Here is an 18449-nt window from a genome sequence, read left to right as displayed (position 1 = left end):
TGGCCGACCAACTCGACACCGCCGTCGAACAACAGGGCAAGGGCGACCTCGCCGCACTCCTGGCCGGAGGCGACACCTGGACCGTCCTCGGCTGACGCGTCGCGGGCCCACCGGGCCGGGTGGGCCTACGTGCCGCCGCTCACCGGCCACATGGCCCCGGCCGGAGGATCCTCCCCCTCCAGCGCGACGGTCAGTTTCTGGAGCCGGGCCACGACCTCGCCTCTCCCGTCGTCGCCCAGGATCTCGGCGAAGAGGCCGTCGATCTCGGTGACGCGCGCGCGGCCCTCGGTCACGCCGGCCAGGCCGGTTTCCGTGAGCTCGTTGAGGATGACGCGTCCGTGCACGGGATGCGGCAGTCGCCGGATCCAGCCGAGACGTTCCAGCTGGGCGAGCGCGGTCGTCACGCTCTGCGGCGTGAGGCGGAAGAGGCGCGCCAGGTCGGAGGCGGACATGGCGCCGAGTTCGTCGAGGTGGACGGCGAGTCCGAGCTGGGTCGGCGTGACGTCAAGACCGTCGAGCGCGGTCTGCAGGCGGCGGTGTACGGCCTGCTGGGCGCGCCAGAGCGCATGGGGCAGTGCGTCCTGCCAAGCGGGAACCGCCCCGCCCGTCGCCGGTGACATCGACACCCTCCGTGGTCCGTGGGAGCACCATTCTGCCCCGGAACATTGTTTCAGACATCTTCAATCTTTTCAGTTGCCTGATATAGCCTGACGCCCGCACAGCGCCGAGGCTGTGCGACGGCGAGTGGGAGGATGGCCATGCCCAGTCTCGAAGAAGAGATCAACAACGCCGGAGGAGCACTTCGCCTGCTCCGTCAGGGGCGCTCCGGTGCGTACCCGTTCCCGATCCGGGCCGAGTTCAGCAACTGGCGCGACGAGCAGGAGGCGTGGCGCACCAGCGCCGCGCTGATGGACCTGTCGCACCACATGCCGGATGTCGTCGTGCAGGGGCCCGACACGTACCGGCTGCTGGAGCACGTCGGGGCCAACAGCTTCCAGGGGTTCGGGCCGGGCAGCGCCAAGCAGCTCATCACCGTCCGCCCGGACGGCTACATGATCGGCGACTGCATCCTGTTCTGCGTCGGCGATCACCACGTCCGCGTGGTCGGCCGTCCGCCGGCCCTCAACTGGGTCCAGTTCAATGCCGAGACCGGTGACTGGGACGTCACCGTCCGGCGGGACGAACGTACCGTCAACAACCCGAAGGGCCGGGAGCTGTTCCGCTTCCAGTTGCAGGGGCCGCACGCCGCGGCGATCTTCGAGAAGGTCAACGGCGGTCCGATGCCCGACATCCCGTTCTTCCACATGGGCACCTTCAGGATCGGCCCCTACGAGGTCACCGCGCTCAACCACCGGATGTCCGGCTTCCCCGGGTACGAGTTCACCGGGCCGTTCGCCGACTCCGACGCGGTGCGCGACCTCATCGTGGAGGCCGGCGCCGAGTACGGTCTGCGCCTGGTCGGTGCCCGTGCCTACGCATCGGTGGCCACCGAGTCCGGGTGGATCGCGAACACGCTGCCCGCGACCTACACGGGCGAGGACATGAAGGCGTTCCGGGAGTGGATGCCGGCGCGTTCGTTCGAGGGAAACCTGGCTCTCGGCGGCAGTTACGTCGCCGAGAACATCGAGGACTACTACCTCACCCCGTGGGACCTCGGGTACGGCCACATCCTCAAGTTCGACCACGACTTCGTCGGGCGTGCCGGACTCGAGGCCCTCAGGGAGGGGCCGCACCGCCGCAAGGCCTGGGTGCTGTGGGACCGCGACGACGTGGTGAAGATCTTCGCCGCCCTGCACGAGCCGGGTGACCGGCGCTTCAAGTACCTGGAGATGCCTGCCGCGTTCTACACCGCCTGTCAGTTCGACCGCGTGGAGAAGGACGGCGAACTCGTCGGCGCGGCCATGCTCACCTCGTACTCCTCGAACGTGCGCGGCTGGATCTCGCTCGGCACGATCGACCCTGCCGCCGCGGTGGGTGACCAGGTGGAGATCGTATGGGGTGAGCCGGACGGTGGCTCCCCGAACCCGGCCGTGGAACGCCACACCCAGACCCGGGTACGCGGCACGGTGATGTCACGGCCCTTCCCGAACAGGCACTGATCCGTCCGAGCACGGGGGCGGGGGGGGGGGGCCCCCCCCGGGGCCCCCCCCCCCCCCGCCCCCGTCTGCCCGGCCGCCCGCCTACAGCGTGGACACGTCGGTTCGGCGTCGGTCCGGCTTGAAGGGGAGGGCGGTCACGGTGGCCCTGATCTCGCGTTGCGCGGTTCCCGGCCTGCCCCAGAGCACCACCACGTCGGTGCCGGGCGAGGCGTGGAGCCGGTCGATCACGCAGAGGGAGATGGTCGCCCTCAGGTTGACGCTCAGGGTCCGGCCCGTGGACACGCCCACGGGCCGGCCGTGCACGAGGACCTGGTCGAAGGCGGGGCCGCGGCCGCGCGGGAGTTCCATCGGGTCCGGCAGGTCGCCCTCGCCGAGGGCCGCGGTGAGGATGCCGGAGACGTCCTCGGCCCGCCAGCGCAGTCCCACGAGCGTCCGTCGCGGCTCGCCCCCGGCGGCATCCGCGGCCAGCGCGTCGCGCCCCAGGAAGTCCCGGTCGGGGACGCCCCGCCGGAAGCCCCAGCCCAGCTCCCCCGGCTTGCGGAAGTAGTCCGTGACGCCGTTCTCCGGGACGAAGCTGCCACCGGGCACTCCCCGCCGGAACTGCCGGGGCGCGCCCGGTGTGAGGATGGCGGCAGGGAGGTAGTCGAGGCCGTTCGTGGCGATGCCCGCCTCGATGTGCTGAACCGGCTGGGAGCGCAGGCCCAACTGGCGGATCCCGAGCGGGTGGCCGCTCTCGACGGCGGCCGACCAGATCTCGTTGGCGTGGCCGGCGGGGCCGTGCAGTTCGTAACCGAGCTCGCCCGAGATACCCGTACGGAGCACCCGCACCGGGACGCCGGCGATCCTCGACATCCGGCTCCGGCTGAAGCCGATGTCCCGCAGGTTCTCCCCCGTCAGCCGCTCTACGACGTCCAGAGCCGCCGGGCCCTGGACGCCGAAGATGAAGCGGTCGGGGCTGACGTCCTCGACCTCCGCGTCCCAGCTTCCCCGGCTCAGCTGCCACTGCAGCCAGTCCGCGCTGCCGGCCGTGTACAGGAACTCCTCCTCGGCCAGGCGGCACAGCACCCCCTCGGACGCCACCCAGCCGTTGTCGTCGAGCTGGACGTGATGCTTGATCTGCCCGTGCTCGAAGCGGGACAGGTCCCGCATGCCGAGCCGGGCGAGGAACGCGCGCGCCTCCCGCCCCCGGACGACCACCTTGTGCAGGGACGACCAGTCCCCGATGTAGCAGGACGCGACGTGCGCGCCGCACTCCTCGACCCAGCCGGTGTACTCCAGCGGCAGCAGGGTCTGGGCGAAGGCCCCGAAGGAAGCCAGGTGGTTGCTCTCGTCCTGGGCCGCCGCCGCGGGGCTGAAGTAGGCGGGCCGCTGCGCGATGAAGGGGGCGTCCTTCAGCCGCAGAACCGCTTCGTACGTGCTGCGCTGAACCTCGGCTGTGTCCACGGAATCCTCCGGCTCATGGGACTTCGGCTTCTGCGCCCGGCCGGTCGCGAAGGAGGGAACTAGATCGATTAAGCGAAACGTAGCAGAGGACGGGGACGGTGGTGCCGGACGCGACGCAACCATTGCTGACGCCCTAGGAAACGCCGCCGCAGCGCGCGGGCGTCACGTGGACGCGCGGACCACGATCCGGCCCGGTACCGGTGCCAGGCCGCCGATGTCGATGCCCAGGGCGTTGCGGGCGGCGATGCGGCCGAGGATCTCGGCGTCGATATGGACCGTGGTGAGCGCGGGGGTGACCAGTGAGCCGTACTCGGTCTCGTCGAAGCCGATCACGGCCACGTCCTCGGGGACCCGCAGCCCGAGATCGCGCAGGGCGGTGAGACTGCGCAGCGCGATGTCGTCGTCGAAGGCGGCCAGGGCGGTGACGTCCGGGTGGGCCTCCCGGAACGCCTCGACGGCGGCCGCGCCGGCCTCCCGGGGGCGCGGCACGACGAAGCACTCGAGGGGTGGGAGTCCCAGCCGCCGGCCGGCCTCCCGGGCGAAGCCCAGCCGGGCCTCGGTCAGCGGGAAGTCATGGTCGGGCAGGGCCATCCCGATCCGGGTGTGACCGCGTTCCGCGAGGTGCCCGATCTGCATCGCGGCATTGGCGGCGAACCCGTTCTCCCAGTCCTGCTCGTCCGGCGCGTGCCCCTGCATGTAGGCCTCGCCGAGCCGCAGCACCGCCCGCGGCGCGATGGTGTCGAGGACCTTCTGGGTGGCCTCCGGGATCGCCTGCCCGTGCCGGACCAGGAGGATGTGGTCGTGTTCGGCGAGTTCCTCGTCCAGGCCCCGGACGAAGCTCCGGGAGAAGTTGCCCTCCATGCCCCGGTCGACGTTGAGCACGACGATGCGCGACGACCCCTCGCGCAGCGCGCGGGCGATGCCGTGCGGGACGTAGCCGAGATCCTGGGCGGCCTCCATGACCCGCTCCCGGGTGGCGGCGGAGATCGTCTGCCGTGGGTCGTCGTTCAGTACGAAGCTCACCGTCGCCCGCGAGACCCCGGACGCCTCGGCCACGTCGCTCAACGTCACCCGGCCAGAACGGCCCATGCCGGCCCACTCCCCTCGTCTAAAACGTTTAAGCACCGGCTGCCAGCCTACGGGAACGGTCAGTCGTGACTTGTCGGTGCACGGCTCGTTTCCGTGCGGGGTCGGTGCGGGGGTGTCTATGCCGCGAGGGCCTCACGTTCGGCACCCCACTGCGCGGCGCGCAGCGTGTTGACCAGGAGCATCGCGATGGTCATGGGTCCCACCCCGCCGGGAACGGGGGTGATGCGGTCGGCGATGCCGTCGAGTTCGGCGGAGCGGACGTCACCGGTCAGCCCGGTCGGCGTCCGGTGGATGCCGACGTCGATGACGACGGCGCCGGGGGCGATGTGTTCGGGCCCGACGAGCCCGCGGACGCCGGTGGCGACCACGACGATGTCGGCGGGCCGGGTGACGGCCGCGAGGTCGGTGGTGTGCTCGTGCGCGACGGACACGGTCGCCCCGCGCCGCAGCAGGAGCTGGGTGAGCGGACGTCCGACCAGTTCGCCCCAGCCGACCACGGCGACGTGGGCGCCCTTGAGCGGGATGCCCTCGGCGTCGAGGAGTTCGAGAACACCGCTGGGGGTGCAGGGGCGCAGTCCGCGTTCCCCGCGGGCGAGCAGGCCGGCGCTGGCGGTGGTGAGGCCGTCGACATCCTTGGTGACGGGGATGCGGTCGATCAGCGCGGCCGCGTCCAACTGCCGGGGCAGCGGGAGTTGGAGCAGGACACCGGAGACCCTCGGCTCCGCCGCGAGTTCGTCGATCACCGCGGCCACCTCGTCCTGGGTGGCGTGCCCGGGCAGATGACGATGGAAGTCGCGCATGCCGGCCTCCCGGACGGCACGCCGTTTGGCGGCGACGTACACGGCACTGGCCGGATCGTCGCCGACGAGCACCGTCGCCAGCCCGGGAACCGTTCCCGCGCCCACGGCTGTGGCGACCTCCTCGGCGACCCGGGCGCGGATCCGCCGGGCGATACGGGTGCCGTCGATCGTGGTTGTCATGGTGGCAAACCGCTTTCTGATCAGAGGGAACGCCCCGCTCAGAGGGAACGCCCCGCCCGGCCGAGGGGGCGCCCCGCGCAGCCTGCGCGGGGCGGGGCAGTTGCAGGCGCCAGAGGCCGGACGAGGCCCGGGCCCCGCCGGAAGCCAAGGGCCGGGCGGGGCCAAAGACCGGACGGGGCCGAAGGCCGGGCGGGGCCGAAGGCCGGGCAAGGCCGAAGGCCGGGCGGGGCCGAAGGCCGGGCAAGGCCGAAGGCCGGGCGGGGCCGAAGGCCGGGCAAGGCCGAAGGCCGGGCAAGGCCGAAGGCCGGGCAAGGCCGAAGGCCGGGCGGGGCCGAAGGCCGGGCAAGGCCGGGGCCATACAAGGCCAGAGGCCCGACGAGGCCGGAGGCCACGCGAAGCCAGGGCCACACAAGGCCAGAGCCACACAAGGCCAGAGCCACACGAGACCAGAGCCACACGAGACCAGAGCCACACGAGACCAGAGCCACACAAGGCCAGAGCCACACAAGGCCAGAGCCACACAAGGCCAGAGCCACACAAGGCCAGAGCCACACGAGACCAGAGCCACACGAGACCAGAGCCACACAAGGCCAGAGCCACACAAGGCCAGAGCCACACGAGACCAGAGCCACACGAGACCAGAGCCACACGAGACCAGGGCCGCACGAAGCCAGGACCACACGAAGCCAGGACCACACGAGACCAGAGCCACACGAGACCAGCGGCCGCACAAGGCCAGGGCTCCACGAGACCGGAGGCCGTACGAGGCCAGGGTCGGGGCGGCCTCCGGGTGTCGTGGCGGGTGGCCCGGGCCGGTCCAAGCCGCTGGGGGTGTGGCGCACCCCGGCACGGCCTGGCCCTGCGCCGGGCGGTACTCCCGTCGTGGGAGTTGACGATCCAGTCGAGGGGAGTCGACGATCCGTCCCGCCGTCAGGCGAAGACGATGGTGTGGTTGCCGTCGCGGATGACCCGGTCCTCGGCGTGCCACAGCACGGCGCGGGAGAGCACCGCGCGTTCGACGTCGGCGCCGCGCCGGGTGAGGTCGGCCGCGGTGTGGGCGTGGGTGACGCGGACGACGTCCTGCTCGATGATCGGCCCCTCGTCGAGGTCCTCGGTGACGTAGTGGGCGGTGGCTCCGACCAGCTTCACGCCCCGCTCCTTGGCCTTGGCGTAGGGGCCGGCGCCGATGAAGGCGGGCAGGAAGGAGTGGTGGATGTTGATGATCGGCACTCCCACCCGGGTGATGAAGTCCCCTGACAGGATCTGCATGTAGCGCGCCAGGACCACGAAGTCGACGTTGCCCTGGAGCAGCCGCAGATGTTCCGCCTCGGCCGCCGACTTGTCCGCGCCCTGGCAGGGGACGTGGAAGAAGGGGATGCCGAAGCTCCGTACCTCCTCGGCCACATCGGGGTGGTTGGAGATCACCATGGCGACGGCGACGGGCAGTTGGCCCTGCCGGTGGCGCCAGAGCAGGTCGAGCAGGCAGTGGTCGGACTTCGAGGCGAAGATCGCGACCCGCTTGGGCACCGACAGGTCGCGCAGTGTGTAGCGCAGCCCGAAGGCGTCCACGAGGCGCTGGTCGAGGTCGGTCCGCAGGGCGGGGAACGCGGCCTGGAGCCCGTCGAGCCCGAAGACGGTGCGCTGGAAGAAGGCGCCGCCCTGCGGGTTGTCGGAGTACTGGTCGAGGGAGACGATGTTCGCGCCGTGACCGCTGAGGACGGACGTCACGGCGGCGACGATGCCGGTGGCGTCGGCGCCCTGCACGATGAGCGAGGCCTGCGGGGCGCCCGTCCTGCCGCCGGCCGTACGGGCCGGAGCGTCTTGCGTGAGGGTCATGCGGGGCTCTCCTTCCGGAAGCGGGCGGCCCAGTCGGAGGTGGCCCCGAGCCCGCCGAACGTATAGAAGTGGATCTTCAACTCGCCGTGGCGGGCCGGGTCGTGGGCCGCGGCGAGGTCACGCAGGAAGCGGTCGGGGCCGGCGGTCCCCATAAGGTTGGTCAGGGAGAACCCGTACTTCTTCACGACGGAGGCGCTGGTGCCGACCCCGAAGCGGGCCGCGTACGCCATCAGCCGGCGCACCCCCGCGGGGCCGGGCACCCCGATCCTGACCGGGACGCCGATGCCCCGGCGCCGCACCTCCTCCACCCAGGCCAGCACGGGGTCGACGTCGAACCCGAACTGGGTGATGACGCCCGCCTCGACCGGCTGGGCGGCGAGCGCCGCGTGCTTGTCCCGCAGCGCGGACCACAGGACGGCGCCGTCGATGGCGGGGTGCCCCTCGGGGTATCCGGCGATCCCGACGTGCCGGACGCCGTACTTCGGCAGGAGCCCCGTGCCGATCAGGGACAGGGCGTCCTCGTACGGGCCCTCGGGACGGGCCGGGTCCCCTCCGACGAGGAACACGTTGTCGGACGTTCCGTCGGCCTGCAGGCCGGCCAGGAACCGCTCGAAGTCGCCGCGCGATCCCAGGCGGCGGGCCGATATGTGCGGTACGGGGACGAAGCCGAGCCGCTTGACGGCCCGGGCCGCCGCCAGGCGCATCTCCAGGTCCTCGTTGCCGAGGAAGGTGACGTTGATCCGGGTGCCCCGGGGGATGCTGTCGCGGGCCTCCTCCAGTTTCGGGACGTCCTTGCCGGTCATCTCCAGGGAGAAGTCCTCCAGGAGCGAGGTGCCGACGGCTGCGCGTACCGTGCTCGCGGGATTCATGGTCTCTCGTCTCGCTTGTCGGTGGGCCGGTGTCAGCGGTCGCGGCGGTAGAGGGTCCGCGCGTGCTCGTTGAACGGGGAGGACTGGACCGTGGCGCGGATCCGGGGGAAGCCGAGGTCGGCCTCGGGGTCGGTGCCGGAACCGGGGTGCTCGCCCCAGACGACGGTCACCTCGGTGCCGGGTGCGGCGTGCTCGGCGTCGATCAGGCTCTGGGCCAGGACCGTGCCGACCGGATCGATCGACGCGCTCTGCATGGTCGTGCCGACCATCCCGGAGGCGTTCTCCACCCGGTGCCGGGCGTAGCTGAGGACGAAGCCGGGGTCCTCGCCCTGTCCGATGACCGTGCGTACGTCGTCCGGGTCCAGGACGAGGGTGACCTTGGTGCGCAGCGGCTCGTCCTTGGCTTTCAGGAGGGCGTCCCGGCCCACGAAGTCGTGGCTGAAGGAGATCATCTTCCCGTAGCCGAGCTCGTACGGGGAGACGTAGTAGTCCTCGATGTCCTCGGAGAAGTAGCTGCCGTTGAGCGGCCGCTTGCCCTCGATGCCGAACAGGGGGAGCCACGCACGGTATTCCGCGAGGTCGGGGTCGGTGTAGATGCCCGGCACGGGTGAGGGGATCCAGCCGCTCTCCACGCTCGGTGTGGCGTAGGCGAGGGCGCCGACCTGGATCAGGCCGAGCGGCTCGCCCACCCTGAGGAACGCCTCGTGGACGTACGCGGCGTGCTCCCACGGGCCGATGAACTCGAACCCGGCCTGGCCGGCCATGCCGTGGCGCAGGGCGCGCAGCGGGCGGCCGTCGAGGGTGACGGCGCTGGAGTGGAAGAACTTCGTCTCCGGCATCGGGCCGCCGAAGGTCCGCTCGACGAGTTCGACCGCCAGCGGGCCCTGGATCTGGTAGCGGAACAGCTTCGGGTCACCGCCGCCGGGGCGGAAGGCGGAGGAGGGGTCGGTGACGAAGCCGACGTCGTAGCCGCCCTTCTCGGCGTGGTACCGCACCCAGTGCTGGGCGGCCGGGATCCCGCTGAGCAGGTACTTGTTCTCCCCCTCGCGGGCCAGGATCCCGTCGGTGACGATGTGGCCGTCGCGGGTGACCGGTACGTACTGTTTGGCCTGGCCGATCGCGAACTTCCCGAAGTTGTTGACGCCGTGGTCGGCCAGCACCCGGGTGGCGTCCGGGCCTTCGATCCAGAGGTCGTACATGTGGTGCGAGAGGTTGAGGAGGGCCACGCCCTGGTGCCAGGCGGCCTGCTCCTGACGCCAGCCCGTGTACTCGCGCTCCACGACCTCGGGGGTCCACGGCTCGGCGTTCGGCCGCCACAGCAGCCTGACCGGGGAGCCGGCCTCGTCGATGCCGTCCTGGAGGGAGGGGGTTGCCATGTCGGCTCCTTTGCGCAGTGGTGCGTCCCGAACTAAATCGATTAAGCGAGCGGCGCGCTAAATCGATCTAGCGAAACTAGCAAAGCGGCCCGCGCGCACGAAGTTCCGAACGCGGAACCAATACGTGCGCTCCAGGTGCTCGACAGGGGCGGCCGGCGCCGCACGACGCCCCCGCGCGCCCGCGCGACCGCCGAAGCCGACCCGCTCCCGCAGTCGGGCGCTAAATCGATTTTGCCGCAGTGGGTACAGCTGCTCACTTAATCGATCTAGCATGGCGGCGTTCGGCAGCTCACAACCCATGTCCGCCCTGGCCGGAGGGACGCCCGCGCCGGGGACGGCTGGAGGGATTCCATGGACCGCATGCTCCTGATGCGCAGCTTCGTCACGGTCGCGCAGTTCGGCAGTTTCAACGGAGCCGCCCGCAGCCTGGGCTCGTCGGGCTCGCTCGTCTCCCGTCATGTCGCGGAGCTGGAACGGCAGATCGGTGTCCGGCTCGTCAACCGCACCTCGCGGTCCGTCACACTCACCGAGCAGGGTCTGCGGTACTCGGAGTTCGCCGCGCGCATCCTGGCGGAGGTCGAGGCGGAGGAGGCCGAGATCGCGCATCTGCACGACCGGCCGGAAGGCCCGCTCAGCGTCGTCTGCCCCAAGTGGATCGGGAGCCTCGACGTCGGCGACGCCATCGCCGCCTTCGCCGCCGCGCACCCGAAGATCGCCGTCCGGTTCGAGCTGGGCGGGCTGTCGGAGCGTACGTACGACTTCCTGGACGCCGGATTCGACGTCGCCCTGCACACCCGGGACCTGCGCGACTCCCGGGTGCATCTCAGGAAGATCGCGTCGCTCCCGTTCGTCCTGTGTGCCTCCGAGACGTACGTCGAGCGCCATGGCCCTCTCGACCACCCCGGGGCGCTGGCCGAGCACGACTGCCTTGTGCATGTGAACGAGCCGGTGTGGCACCTGGGGCACGGCTCCACCGCCGGCCTGCACAAGATCCGCAACGCGGTCTTCTCGTCGAACTCGTACATCGCCCTGAAGAAGGCCGCCCTGCAGGGCCGCGGCATCGCCCTGCTCCCCCAGCGGTCGGTGTACGAGGACCTGGTCTCCGGGGCGCTCAGGGTCCAACTCCCCCATGTCCCCGTCCCCGACCGTCCGCTGTACGCCGTCTACGGCCCCGGCCGGACGGTGCCGCGCAAGATCGTCATTCTGCTCGCGTTCCTGGCGCGCTGGTTCAAGGAGAACCCGATTCCCGTGATCGGCCCGTGAGGAAGCGCGGCGCTGCGGAACGCCTCCGCCGGGGGGTGTTCGCCGTGCGCAATCTGAGGCTGCGCGCCGAGAAGCCCCGATTCGTGCCGGACCCGTGGACAGCCCCTCGGGTCCTGGCGAGGGTTGGCTTCGCTCATCAGGAGACCGCGAAGGAGCGATTGCCCCATGTGTGAGTCCTCGGCCGATTGCACCGGCACGTCCGCGTCGCGCAGGACGCTGCTGGGCGCGGTGGCCGCGTCGGCGGCCGCCTTCGCCGTACCGCTGCTGAGCGGAGAACCGGCCGCCGCGGCGACGCCTGCCGCCTCCGTCGGCACGGGTCCGTCCCTGACCCTCCTCGGCACCAACGCCGGGCCACCGCCACTGGCGTCCCGGTACGGAATCTCCCAGGCGCTGGTGGTCAACGGCCGGACGTACGTGGTCGACTGCGGTCGGGGCGCGGTGAGCCAGTACCTGCGCGCCGGGCTGTCGATGCCCTCGCTGGCGGGCATCTTCCTCACCCACCTGCACGCCGACCACGTCGTCGACTACTACGCCTTCCCGATGCTCGCGGCCGGCGCCGCGGGCGCCCAGGGCTTCCGGAGCCCCGTCGACGTGTACGGCCCCGGCCCGGCGGGCATCGCCTCGACCGTCGCCGGGGCCCCCTGCCCGGTACCCGGTACCGTCGAGATGACGAGACTGGCCGGACAGGCGTACGCCGCCGCCCCCACCTTCTTCATGACCGAACACATCGGCATCGACCCGGCCACCCTGCTGCGGGTCCACGACGTGCTGCCACCGGACGCCGTCGGCGCCTCCACCGCACACACCGCACCGGTCATGGCGCCCTTCACGGTCATGGAGAACGACGACGTCAGGGTCACCGCCGTGCTGGTCCCGCACGGCGCCGTCTACCCCGCGTACGCCTACCGTTTCGACACCGACCGCGGCAGCGTCGTGTTCTCCGGCGACACGTCGCCGACCCCGAACGTCATCGGGCTCGCCCGGGGCGCCGACGTGCTGGTGCACGAGGCCCTCCACCCGGGCGGGCTGGCCGCCCTCGGCCTGCCGCAGGCCCTCATCGACCACATCCTCGCCACCCACACCGATGTGTCCGAACTCGGCCGGATCGCGGCCGAGGCCGGGGTGGGAACTCTGGTCGCCACCCACCTCGGCCCGGGAGACCCGGCGGTCACCTCGGACGCCACCTGGCGCCGGCTTCTGCGGGACAGCGCGCACCGCGCCGACTTCGGCGGCCGGGTGCTCCTGGGCGAGGACCTGATGCGCGTACCGGTGGGCCGAGACCGGACCAACGGCCGCTGAGCCGTGGGGGGCGGGCAGCCGACCGGTGGGGTCCGGTCCCGGCCGCGCGGTCAGGCTCGTCGAGGCCGACGGCGAGCCGCCGGGGCGCCGCTCGCTGCCGGTGAGCCCGGTTCGGTGCGGGTGAAGGGCCGCTCCCAAGCCGAGGCGGCAGGCGGCGCCCGCCGCACCGGCCGGACCGCCGGAGCCGGCCGCCGGGGTGCCGGCCAGGGCGACACCGAAGGCACCGGCGGTCTGCCGTTGTATGCCGAGGACCGTGGTGGCGTCGGCGGTCCGGTCGGGCGGGACGGTCACGAGCGCGGCGTTCTGGCCGTTCATGAAGACCGTGCCGACACAGCAGCCGAGCGGATACATCGAGGCACGGATCGCGAGCGGAGCCGTGCCGTCGGAGAGCGGCGCCTTGAAGGCCATGAGCGGAGCGGCGCCGGTGGCGCCGACGGCCATCATGGTGTCCATGATCGCCATGAAGTTCGCGGCGACGAACGCCCCGCAGACGGCGGCCTTCGCGGAGACACGGCGGCGCCATGGTGGCGGGGGGATTCCGGGGCCGACGGTGTGCTCCCGGCTCACCGGCCGTTCCGGAGCCAGTCGAGCCGGTCGTCGGTCAGCGTCAGACGGCGGGCCTCGAGCGAGCGGTCGATCTGCTCGGTCGTCCGTGGTCCGATGGACGGCCAGATCCCGGGGTGGTGCAGGGTCCAGGCCAGGGCCACCGTCTCGGGCCGGGAGCCGAGTTGCGCGGCGAGTTCCCGGCAGCGGCGGCGCCGGGCGCGGTTGGCCTCGGTGTCGTACGGGTCCGGCCTGCCGTTGACCTGCCGCGTACCGGTGTGCGCGAAGAAGCCGCGGGCCTGCGAGGACCAGCCGAACAGGGGCAGCCGGTGCTCGCGTACGACGTCCAGTACGGCGCTGTCGGCGTGGAGGCTGCCCTCCAGCCGGGCAGGATCGGGCTCGGCGAGGCTGAACTGGTAGCTGGCGACGGGCGTGTGGCCCCGCCCCACGAGCTCGGCGGCGAGCTCCGAGAGCCGTTCCGCCCGCCAGTTGGAGGCGCCGACCCGGCGGACGTACCCGGCCTCCACGAGGCCGACGAGGGTGTCCGCGAGTTCGGCGACGGGCCGGGCGGGATCGTCGCAGTGGTACAGCAGGACGTCGATGACCTCGACGCCGAGGTTTCCCAGGGCGGCCCGTACGTGGTCGTGCACGAGGGCGCGGCCGAGCGGGATGTCCGCCCCGGTGGTGTCGTGGCCGACCTTGGTCGCCACCCCGAGCGTGCCGGGATTGCCGCGCAGCCACTCGCCGACCGCCGCCTCGGCCCGGCCGCGGGCGTAGCTGTGCGAGGTCTCGACGAGCAGCCCGCCGGCGTCGGCGAAGTGGGTGAGCCGCTCGGCGGAGGCCTCGGCGGGCTCCGCTCCGAAGGGGCCGCCGAGGACGAAGCGGTGTACGGCGGTCTCCATGTCCTCCTGGTCGAGGAGTCCGTCGAGCAACTGCAGGGGGGAATGCGGCATCGCCACACCCTTTCGGTTCGGGCCGTCAGTACGGGAAGCCGTCGGTCTCCGGGAAAGGGTTGGGCAGATGGTCCCTGAGGGGGATCCGGAAGGTGTTGAGCATCATCGCGGACATGCTGAAACTGCCGATGCAGCCGATCAGGTCCAGCACCCCGTCCTCGCCGAAAAGCGCGAGCGCGGCGGCGTAGGTCTCGTCCGTGACGAAGTGGTCGTAGAGCATCTCGTGCGCGAAGGCGTGGAAGACGCGCTCGTCCTCGGCCTTGAAGCCGGGGTCCTCGCCGCGGGCCAGCCGGTCCAGGCACTCGGCCGGTACGCCCTCCTCGACAGCCTGCTCGTAGTGGGCGTTCCAGGCGGACCGGCTGTCGAAGTGGCGGCCGGCGATGAGCACGCTCAGCTCGCGCAGCCGCTGCGGGAACCGGGAGCGGTTGCGGCAGTAGGCGCCCAGGTTCTCGACCCAGTGGGCCAGCTCCATGTTCCGCGCCCAGGCGAGGAACGGCGGCGGCGGTTCGACTCCGGGGCCGACGATGGTTTCGAGGAGTTCGGTCTGTTCGGGCGTCAGGCTGGTCAGCGGGGCGAGTCGCATGGTCGCGATGCCTTTCACAAAGAAGATGGAGACAAGGGGGAGAAGAGAAGAGGCAGGGGTCACCAGGTGGTGGTCTGCGCCAGGAGGAAGCGGCGGTGGAAGGCCGTCCGCGCCGGGTCGGCGAGCGGGATCGGCGCCCAGCCATGGCCGGTCTCGAACACCTCGGGCCGGTCGGCGCGGGTCGCGGGCCAGGTGGGCAGGCCCGGGCCGTTCGGGTCGCCGGTGGACGCGAAGCGGGTCACGTAGGCGGTGAGCAGGGCGGCGGTGTGCCGGTCCTCCTCCGTCCAGGGCCGGTCCAGGGCGTGCAGGGAGCCGAGCAGGTACGGGATCTCGGAGCCGTGGTACGCGCCGCGCGCCGCTCCCTCGGGGCCGGGCGGGGTGCGGGTCCAGAAGTGGGTGAAGACGGGGCTCGTGGCGCCCTTCGTCCACTCTTCCGTCCACAGATGGGTACTGGTGCGCGCGGAGTCGGCGCGGGCGGCGGTGTGCTGTGCGCTCGCCTCGGTGTCGGTGGCCGCCGGATAGAGGGTGAGGAACTCCGCGGTGAAGTCGCCGTAGCGGCCGGCCGCCCGGTGCTCGTACTCCTCGACGGTCGGCGCGACGCCCGGTCCGGCTCCGCTCTCGTCGCGGTTGTTGCCGAGGAGGAGTGGTACGTCGTTCTGGGCGCCGGCGGCGAGGACGGTGCCGTAGGTGTCGGGCAGGACCCGGCCGTCGACGACCGGGCGGAACAGCGGGGGTGGTGGCGAGCCCGGGATGCGCGGGTCGTCGGCCGCGCTGCCCTCGATCAGGGTGTCGACCGGCAGGGCGCGCAGCTCGTCCGGCGTGTCCGCGCCGCGCTCGCGGGCGTAGGCGGCTCCGTCGTGCTCGGCCTGCGCGAGGGTGCGGTGGGACGGGGCGAGGGTGGCGATCGCGGGATCCCTGGGGTGCAGGACCGCGCTGTCCGCGAGCGCGCAGCGGAAGAGACCGGCCGCGAGCGGCGAGTACACCAGGTCCATGACGGACGCGGCGCCCGACGACTGCCCGGCGATCGTCACCCGTCCGGGATCGCCGCCGAAGGCCGCGATGTTGCGGCGCACCCAGGTCAGGGCGGCGATCTGGTCGAGCAGGCCGTAGTTGCCGGAAGTGCCGTCGGCCGACTCGGCGCCGAGTCCGGGGGTCGCCAGGTAACCCAGCACCCCGAGGCGGCTGTTGACGGTGACGACGACCAGGCCCTGGGCGGCGAGGGCGGAACCGTCGTACTGCGGGTCGGCGCCCGAGCCGTAGAGGAAGCGGCCGCCGTGCAGCCAGACCAGGACAGGGAGGCGTGCGGCCGACTGCACGGCGGCGGTCCAGACGGTGAGGTTCAGGCAGTCCTCGCCGCGCGGGAGCGCCGGGTCGGCGAGGGCCGACGGCGGCTGGGGGCAGAGGGGACCGAAGGAGTGGGCGGGCCGGACGCCGTCCCAGGGGGCGGGTGGGACCGGGGGGCGCCAGCGGCGTGGGCCCTCGGTGCTCGCCGCGTAGGGCACCCCCTTGAACACGGTCACGCCGGGCAGCAGGGCCGCGGTCCCGGAGACACGGCCGTGTTCCGTGCGCGCCGTGGGGCGCGAGGGTGTCATGCGGTGCGCCACCAGGCGTAGTAGGCGTCGCCGTAGCCGTCCATGATGTCGGGGTACTCGTGGTCGGCGTCGGGGAACTCGAAGAAGTCGTGCGGGACGCCGAGTTCGGTGAAGCGGGCGTCGAGGTCGCGGATGGTGGGGGCCAGGCGGGTGTCGAGCCGGCCGGACAGCAGGCGGACCTGGCTGGTGCGGCGCAGTTCGGGGGCGCCTGCGAGGACGAGGCTCCACGGGTGGCAGAGGTCGTAGTACTCCTGGTCGCCGAAGTAGGTGTTGTTCACCCGGTCCTCGGGCTCGTCCTTCAGGTCGCGCAGGATGGCGGGGGCGATCGCCGACACCTTGCCGAAGATCTTCGGGTACTTCAGGCCGAGGTGGAGGGCGCCGAAGCCGCCCATGGAGAAGCCCTCGACGGTGCGGGCCGCGGCCTCGGGGATCGTGCGGTAGGTGGTGTCGACGTGCTGGACCAGGTCGAAGGCGGTGATCTGGGCGAGGGGACGGGCGCCGTCCTTGGAGTCGACGTACCAGCCGATCGGCAGGATGTGCGGGAGGACGACGATCGTCGGGGGGATCACCTCGCCGCGGACGGCCTTGTCGATCCGCGCAACCATTTCGGAACCCTGACGGGAGTTCCCGAAACCGCCGTGCAGCCAGTAGATGACAGGGAACCGTCGTTCCGGCTCGGTCTCGTACTGGGGCGGCAGATAGAGCTGGTAGCTGCCCTGGGCGTCCGCGCTGCCGCGCGAGGGCTGCGGGTAGAGCCGGAACGTGGTGAGCTCCTGGTCCTCCTGGACGGGATCGATCCATTGCCGTTCGATCTCTGCCATCTGTTCCGGGGTCGTGCTTACCTTGTGAACCTTCTGCACCACGGTGCTTGTCCTTTCGGGGGTTCGCGTGGGTTCTCGTGGGTTCTCGCACGCGGCCCGTGATCCTCCGAGGCGGGTGCCGGCAGCCCTCCGGCTCCACCCCTCACGGGCGTTCCATTACGTGGAATGCCGTATCCTGTTGTGGAACGGCTTCGAACGCTCATCAGTGAAAGCGCGCGACGGGAGACCTGTCAATGGCCGGGATCGAAACTTCAGAGGACTCTCAGCTCGCCCAGCCGGGCGGGCGCGGGGGCCGCAGCTCCCTCGCGGGGAACGCCACCGACAAGGCGCTCAACCTGCTGGAGGCCGCCGTCGCCCCCGGCTACCCCCACCGGCTGGGCGATGTCGCCGCGGCCGCCGGGGTGCCCAAGGCCAGCGCCCACCGCATCCTGAACAACCTGGTGGCGACCTCGTTCCTGGCCGCCGACGGCACCGGCGGCTACGGCCCCGGACCCCGGCTGCGGGCCCTCGCCGCCCGGGTCACCCAGGGGTGCGAGGAGGACCAGATCATGCGGGCCGAGCTGGAGGTGCTCAGCCGGCGCGTCGGCAACACCGTGCACCTGGGGGTGCGCACCGGGGACGCCGCCACCTGCCTCATCAAGGTGGCCGGCCCGAAGCCGGTGCAGACCGCGTCCCGCGTGGGCATGCATCTCCCGCTGCACGCCACGGCCATCGGCAAGTGCGTCCTGTCGGGCCTGACCGACGAGGAGCTGACCGCGCTGGTGGGGCGCGTCGGGCTGGCGGCCCGGACCGAGCACACCATCACCGACCTCGACGCCCTGCGCACGGAACTGGAGCGGGTACGCGCCCAGGGCTTCGCCCTCGACGAGGAGGAGAACGAGATCGGCGTGCGCTGCCTCGGCGCCCCCGTCCGCGACGCCAAGGGCGCCGTCATCGGCGGCGTCAGCGTCTCGGCCATCACGTACCTGGACTCGCGGGAGGCCCTCCTGGAGTGGGCCGAGCAGGTCCGCACGGCGGCGGACGCGCTGCACGGGCTGCTGGGCTGAGCCGTGGTGAGGGCGCACCCCTCACCGCGTACGCGCTTACACCCGCGGCGGGCCGTCGCGCACCCCCGTGATCCGCACCGGATCCGCACGCTTATCTTGCGCAACGGTCGCCCTTCTCGCCTTGCACGACCCGTAGACACCACCGCCCCGTTTCAGCAGGGTTACACCACCGGGCCGATCGCGTCTCGTCCGCCGTCGCGTAGGTGACGCCCCGCGCCCCGGTGCACCGGCCGGCCCCCGGTGCGGCAGCACCCCGAGCGCGATCCTCGCGAGCAGCGGGAGCACCTCCGGTTCGTCGCCGCTCATCCGTCACCGCCCGCCCGACCCGGCCCCGGCCGTGCCGCGCGGCGGTCCCCCCGCGACGCACTCCTCCCCCTCAGGCCACAGGCCGCTCGCCCACCCGGCGCACAGGCGCGGGTGGTTCCCGTGCGGAACCAAGCGTCCCGTCCGGACCCAAGCGTCCCGTCCGGACCCCAGCCCCCTGTCCGGCCCCCGACGGAACCCACGATCCCCGTCGGCGTCCGGTCGGTCCGGCGCACCCGGCCGTTCAGCTGTCCCGGGCTCGTCTCCGTGGCGGATCGCCGTGCCGTACGACGCCGCCCCGCAGGCGGGCCGGGTCCCGGCCGTCCACCCCGCCCGAGCCACGGCCACGCCCCG

The 18449-nt window shown here is 72.0% G+C and carries 15 protein-coding genes; 4 read left to right on the top strand and 11 right to left on the bottom strand.

The window, feature by feature from the left end:
• Positions 1–125 precede the first annotated feature (125 nt).
• On the bottom strand, positions 126–620 hold the full coding sequence (locus ACIRF9_RS50725; RefSeq protein WP_403837214.1) for a MarR family winged helix-turn-helix transcriptional regulator: 495 nt from the start codon (positions 618–620) through the stop codon (positions 126–128).
• Positions 621–758: 138 nt separating this feature from the next.
• On the opposite strand from ACIRF9_RS50725, the gene ACIRF9_RS50720 reads away from it, so the two are divergent.
• The gene (locus tag ACIRF9_RS50720) at positions 759–2099 is read left to right on the top strand and encodes an aminomethyl transferase family protein (RefSeq protein ID WP_403837213.1); all 1341 of its coding nucleotides are present in this window, start codon (positions 759–761) and stop codon (positions 2097–2099) included.
• A gap of 81 nt (positions 2100–2180) precedes the next feature.
• On the opposite strand, the gene ACIRF9_RS50715 is transcribed toward ACIRF9_RS50720, so the two are convergent.
• The 6 genes from ACIRF9_RS50715 to ACIRF9_RS50690 all read right to left on the bottom strand — a co-directional run bounded on the left by ACIRF9_RS50715 (position 2181) and on the right by ACIRF9_RS50690 (position 9692).
• Positions 2181–3542, bottom strand: a complete 1362-nt coding sequence (locus ACIRF9_RS50715; protein ID WP_403837212.1) for an aminomethyl transferase family protein — start codon at positions 3540–3542, stop codon at positions 2181–2183.
• A gap of 162 nt (positions 3543–3704) precedes the next feature.
• The gene (locus tag ACIRF9_RS50710; protein ID WP_403837211.1) at positions 3705–4631 is read right to left on the bottom strand and encodes a LacI family DNA-binding transcriptional regulator; all 927 of its coding nucleotides are present in this window, start codon (positions 4629–4631) and stop codon (positions 3705–3707) included.
• A gap of 116 nt (positions 4632–4747) precedes the next feature.
• The gene (locus tag ACIRF9_RS50705) at positions 4748–5611 is read right to left on the bottom strand and encodes a bifunctional 5,10-methylenetetrahydrofolate dehydrogenase/5,10-methenyltetrahydrofolate cyclohydrolase (protein ID WP_403837210.1); all 864 of its coding nucleotides are present in this window, start codon (positions 5609–5611) and stop codon (positions 4748–4750) included.
• 930 nt (positions 5612–6541) lie between these two features.
• Positions 6542–7447 (bottom strand): formyltetrahydrofolate deformylase, encoded by a 906-nt coding sequence (gene purU, locus ACIRF9_RS50700; protein WP_403837209.1) that lies wholly within the window; start codon positions 7445–7447, stop codon positions 6542–6544.
• A complete protein-coding gene (locus tag ACIRF9_RS50695) occupies positions 7444–8316 on the bottom strand; it encodes a methylenetetrahydrofolate reductase (protein ID WP_403837208.1) in 873 nt (290 codons plus the stop codon). Before ACIRF9_RS50695 ends, purU begins: the two co-directional genes overlap by 4 nt.
• A gap of 32 nt (positions 8317–8348) precedes the next feature.
• Complete coding sequence (locus ACIRF9_RS50690; RefSeq protein WP_403837207.1) at positions 8349–9692, bottom strand: aminomethyl transferase family protein; 1344 nt, start codon at positions 9690–9692, stop codon at positions 8349–8351.
• 351 nt (positions 9693–10043) lie between these two features.
• On the opposite strand from ACIRF9_RS50690, the gene ACIRF9_RS50685 reads away from it, so the two are divergent.
• Together ACIRF9_RS50685 and ACIRF9_RS50680 are read left to right on the top strand one after the other, a co-directional pair.
• Entirely contained in the window at positions 10044–10955 is a 912-nt protein-coding gene (locus ACIRF9_RS50685; RefSeq protein ID WP_403837206.1) for a LysR family transcriptional regulator, read from the top strand.
• A 165-nt stretch (positions 10956–11120) separates the two neighbouring features.
• Positions 11121–12254, top strand: coding sequence for an MBL fold metallo-hydrolase (locus ACIRF9_RS50680; RefSeq protein ID WP_403837205.1), 1134 nt, complete (start codon positions 11121–11123; stop codon positions 12252–12254).
• A 563-nt stretch (positions 12255–12817) separates the two neighbouring features.
• Here ACIRF9_RS50680 and ACIRF9_RS50675 read toward each other — a convergent pair.
• The 4 genes from ACIRF9_RS50675 to ACIRF9_RS50660 are packed head-to-tail and all read right to left on the bottom strand — an operon-like array spanning position 12818 to position 16746.
• The gene (locus ACIRF9_RS50675; RefSeq protein WP_403837204.1) at positions 12818–13750 is read right to left on the bottom strand and encodes an aldo/keto reductase; all 933 of its coding nucleotides are present in this window, start codon (positions 13748–13750) and stop codon (positions 12818–12820) included.
• A gap of 25 nt (positions 13751–13775) precedes the next feature.
• On the bottom strand, positions 13776–14333 hold the full coding sequence (locus ACIRF9_RS50670) for a carboxymuconolactone decarboxylase family protein (RefSeq protein ID WP_403837203.1): 558 nt from the start codon (positions 14331–14333) through the stop codon (positions 13776–13778).
• A gap of 59 nt (positions 14334–14392) precedes the next feature.
• The gene (locus tag ACIRF9_RS50665) at positions 14393–15925 is read right to left on the bottom strand and encodes a carboxylesterase/lipase family protein (protein ID WP_403837202.1); all 1533 of its coding nucleotides are present in this window, start codon (positions 15923–15925) and stop codon (positions 14393–14395) included.
• Complete coding sequence (locus ACIRF9_RS50660; protein WP_403837201.1) at positions 15922–16746, bottom strand: alpha/beta hydrolase; 825 nt, start codon at positions 16744–16746, stop codon at positions 15922–15924. Before ACIRF9_RS50660 ends, ACIRF9_RS50665 begins: the two co-directional genes overlap by 4 nt.
• A gap of 233 nt (positions 16747–16979) precedes the next feature.
• Here ACIRF9_RS50660 and ACIRF9_RS50655 point away from each other — a divergent pair, with 233 nt between their 5' ends.
• The gene (locus ACIRF9_RS50655) at positions 16980–17792 is read left to right on the top strand and encodes an IclR family transcriptional regulator (RefSeq protein WP_403837200.1); all 813 of its coding nucleotides are present in this window, start codon (positions 16980–16982) and stop codon (positions 17790–17792) included.
• Positions 17793–18449: the final 657 nt, after the last annotated feature.

The sequence above is a fragment of the Streptomyces sp. NPDC096132 genome (assembly GCF_044763345.1).
GTDB lineage: Bacteria > Actinomycetota > Actinomycetes > Streptomycetales > Streptomycetaceae > Streptomyces.
This window is presented reverse-complemented; position numbering and strand designations above follow the sequence as displayed.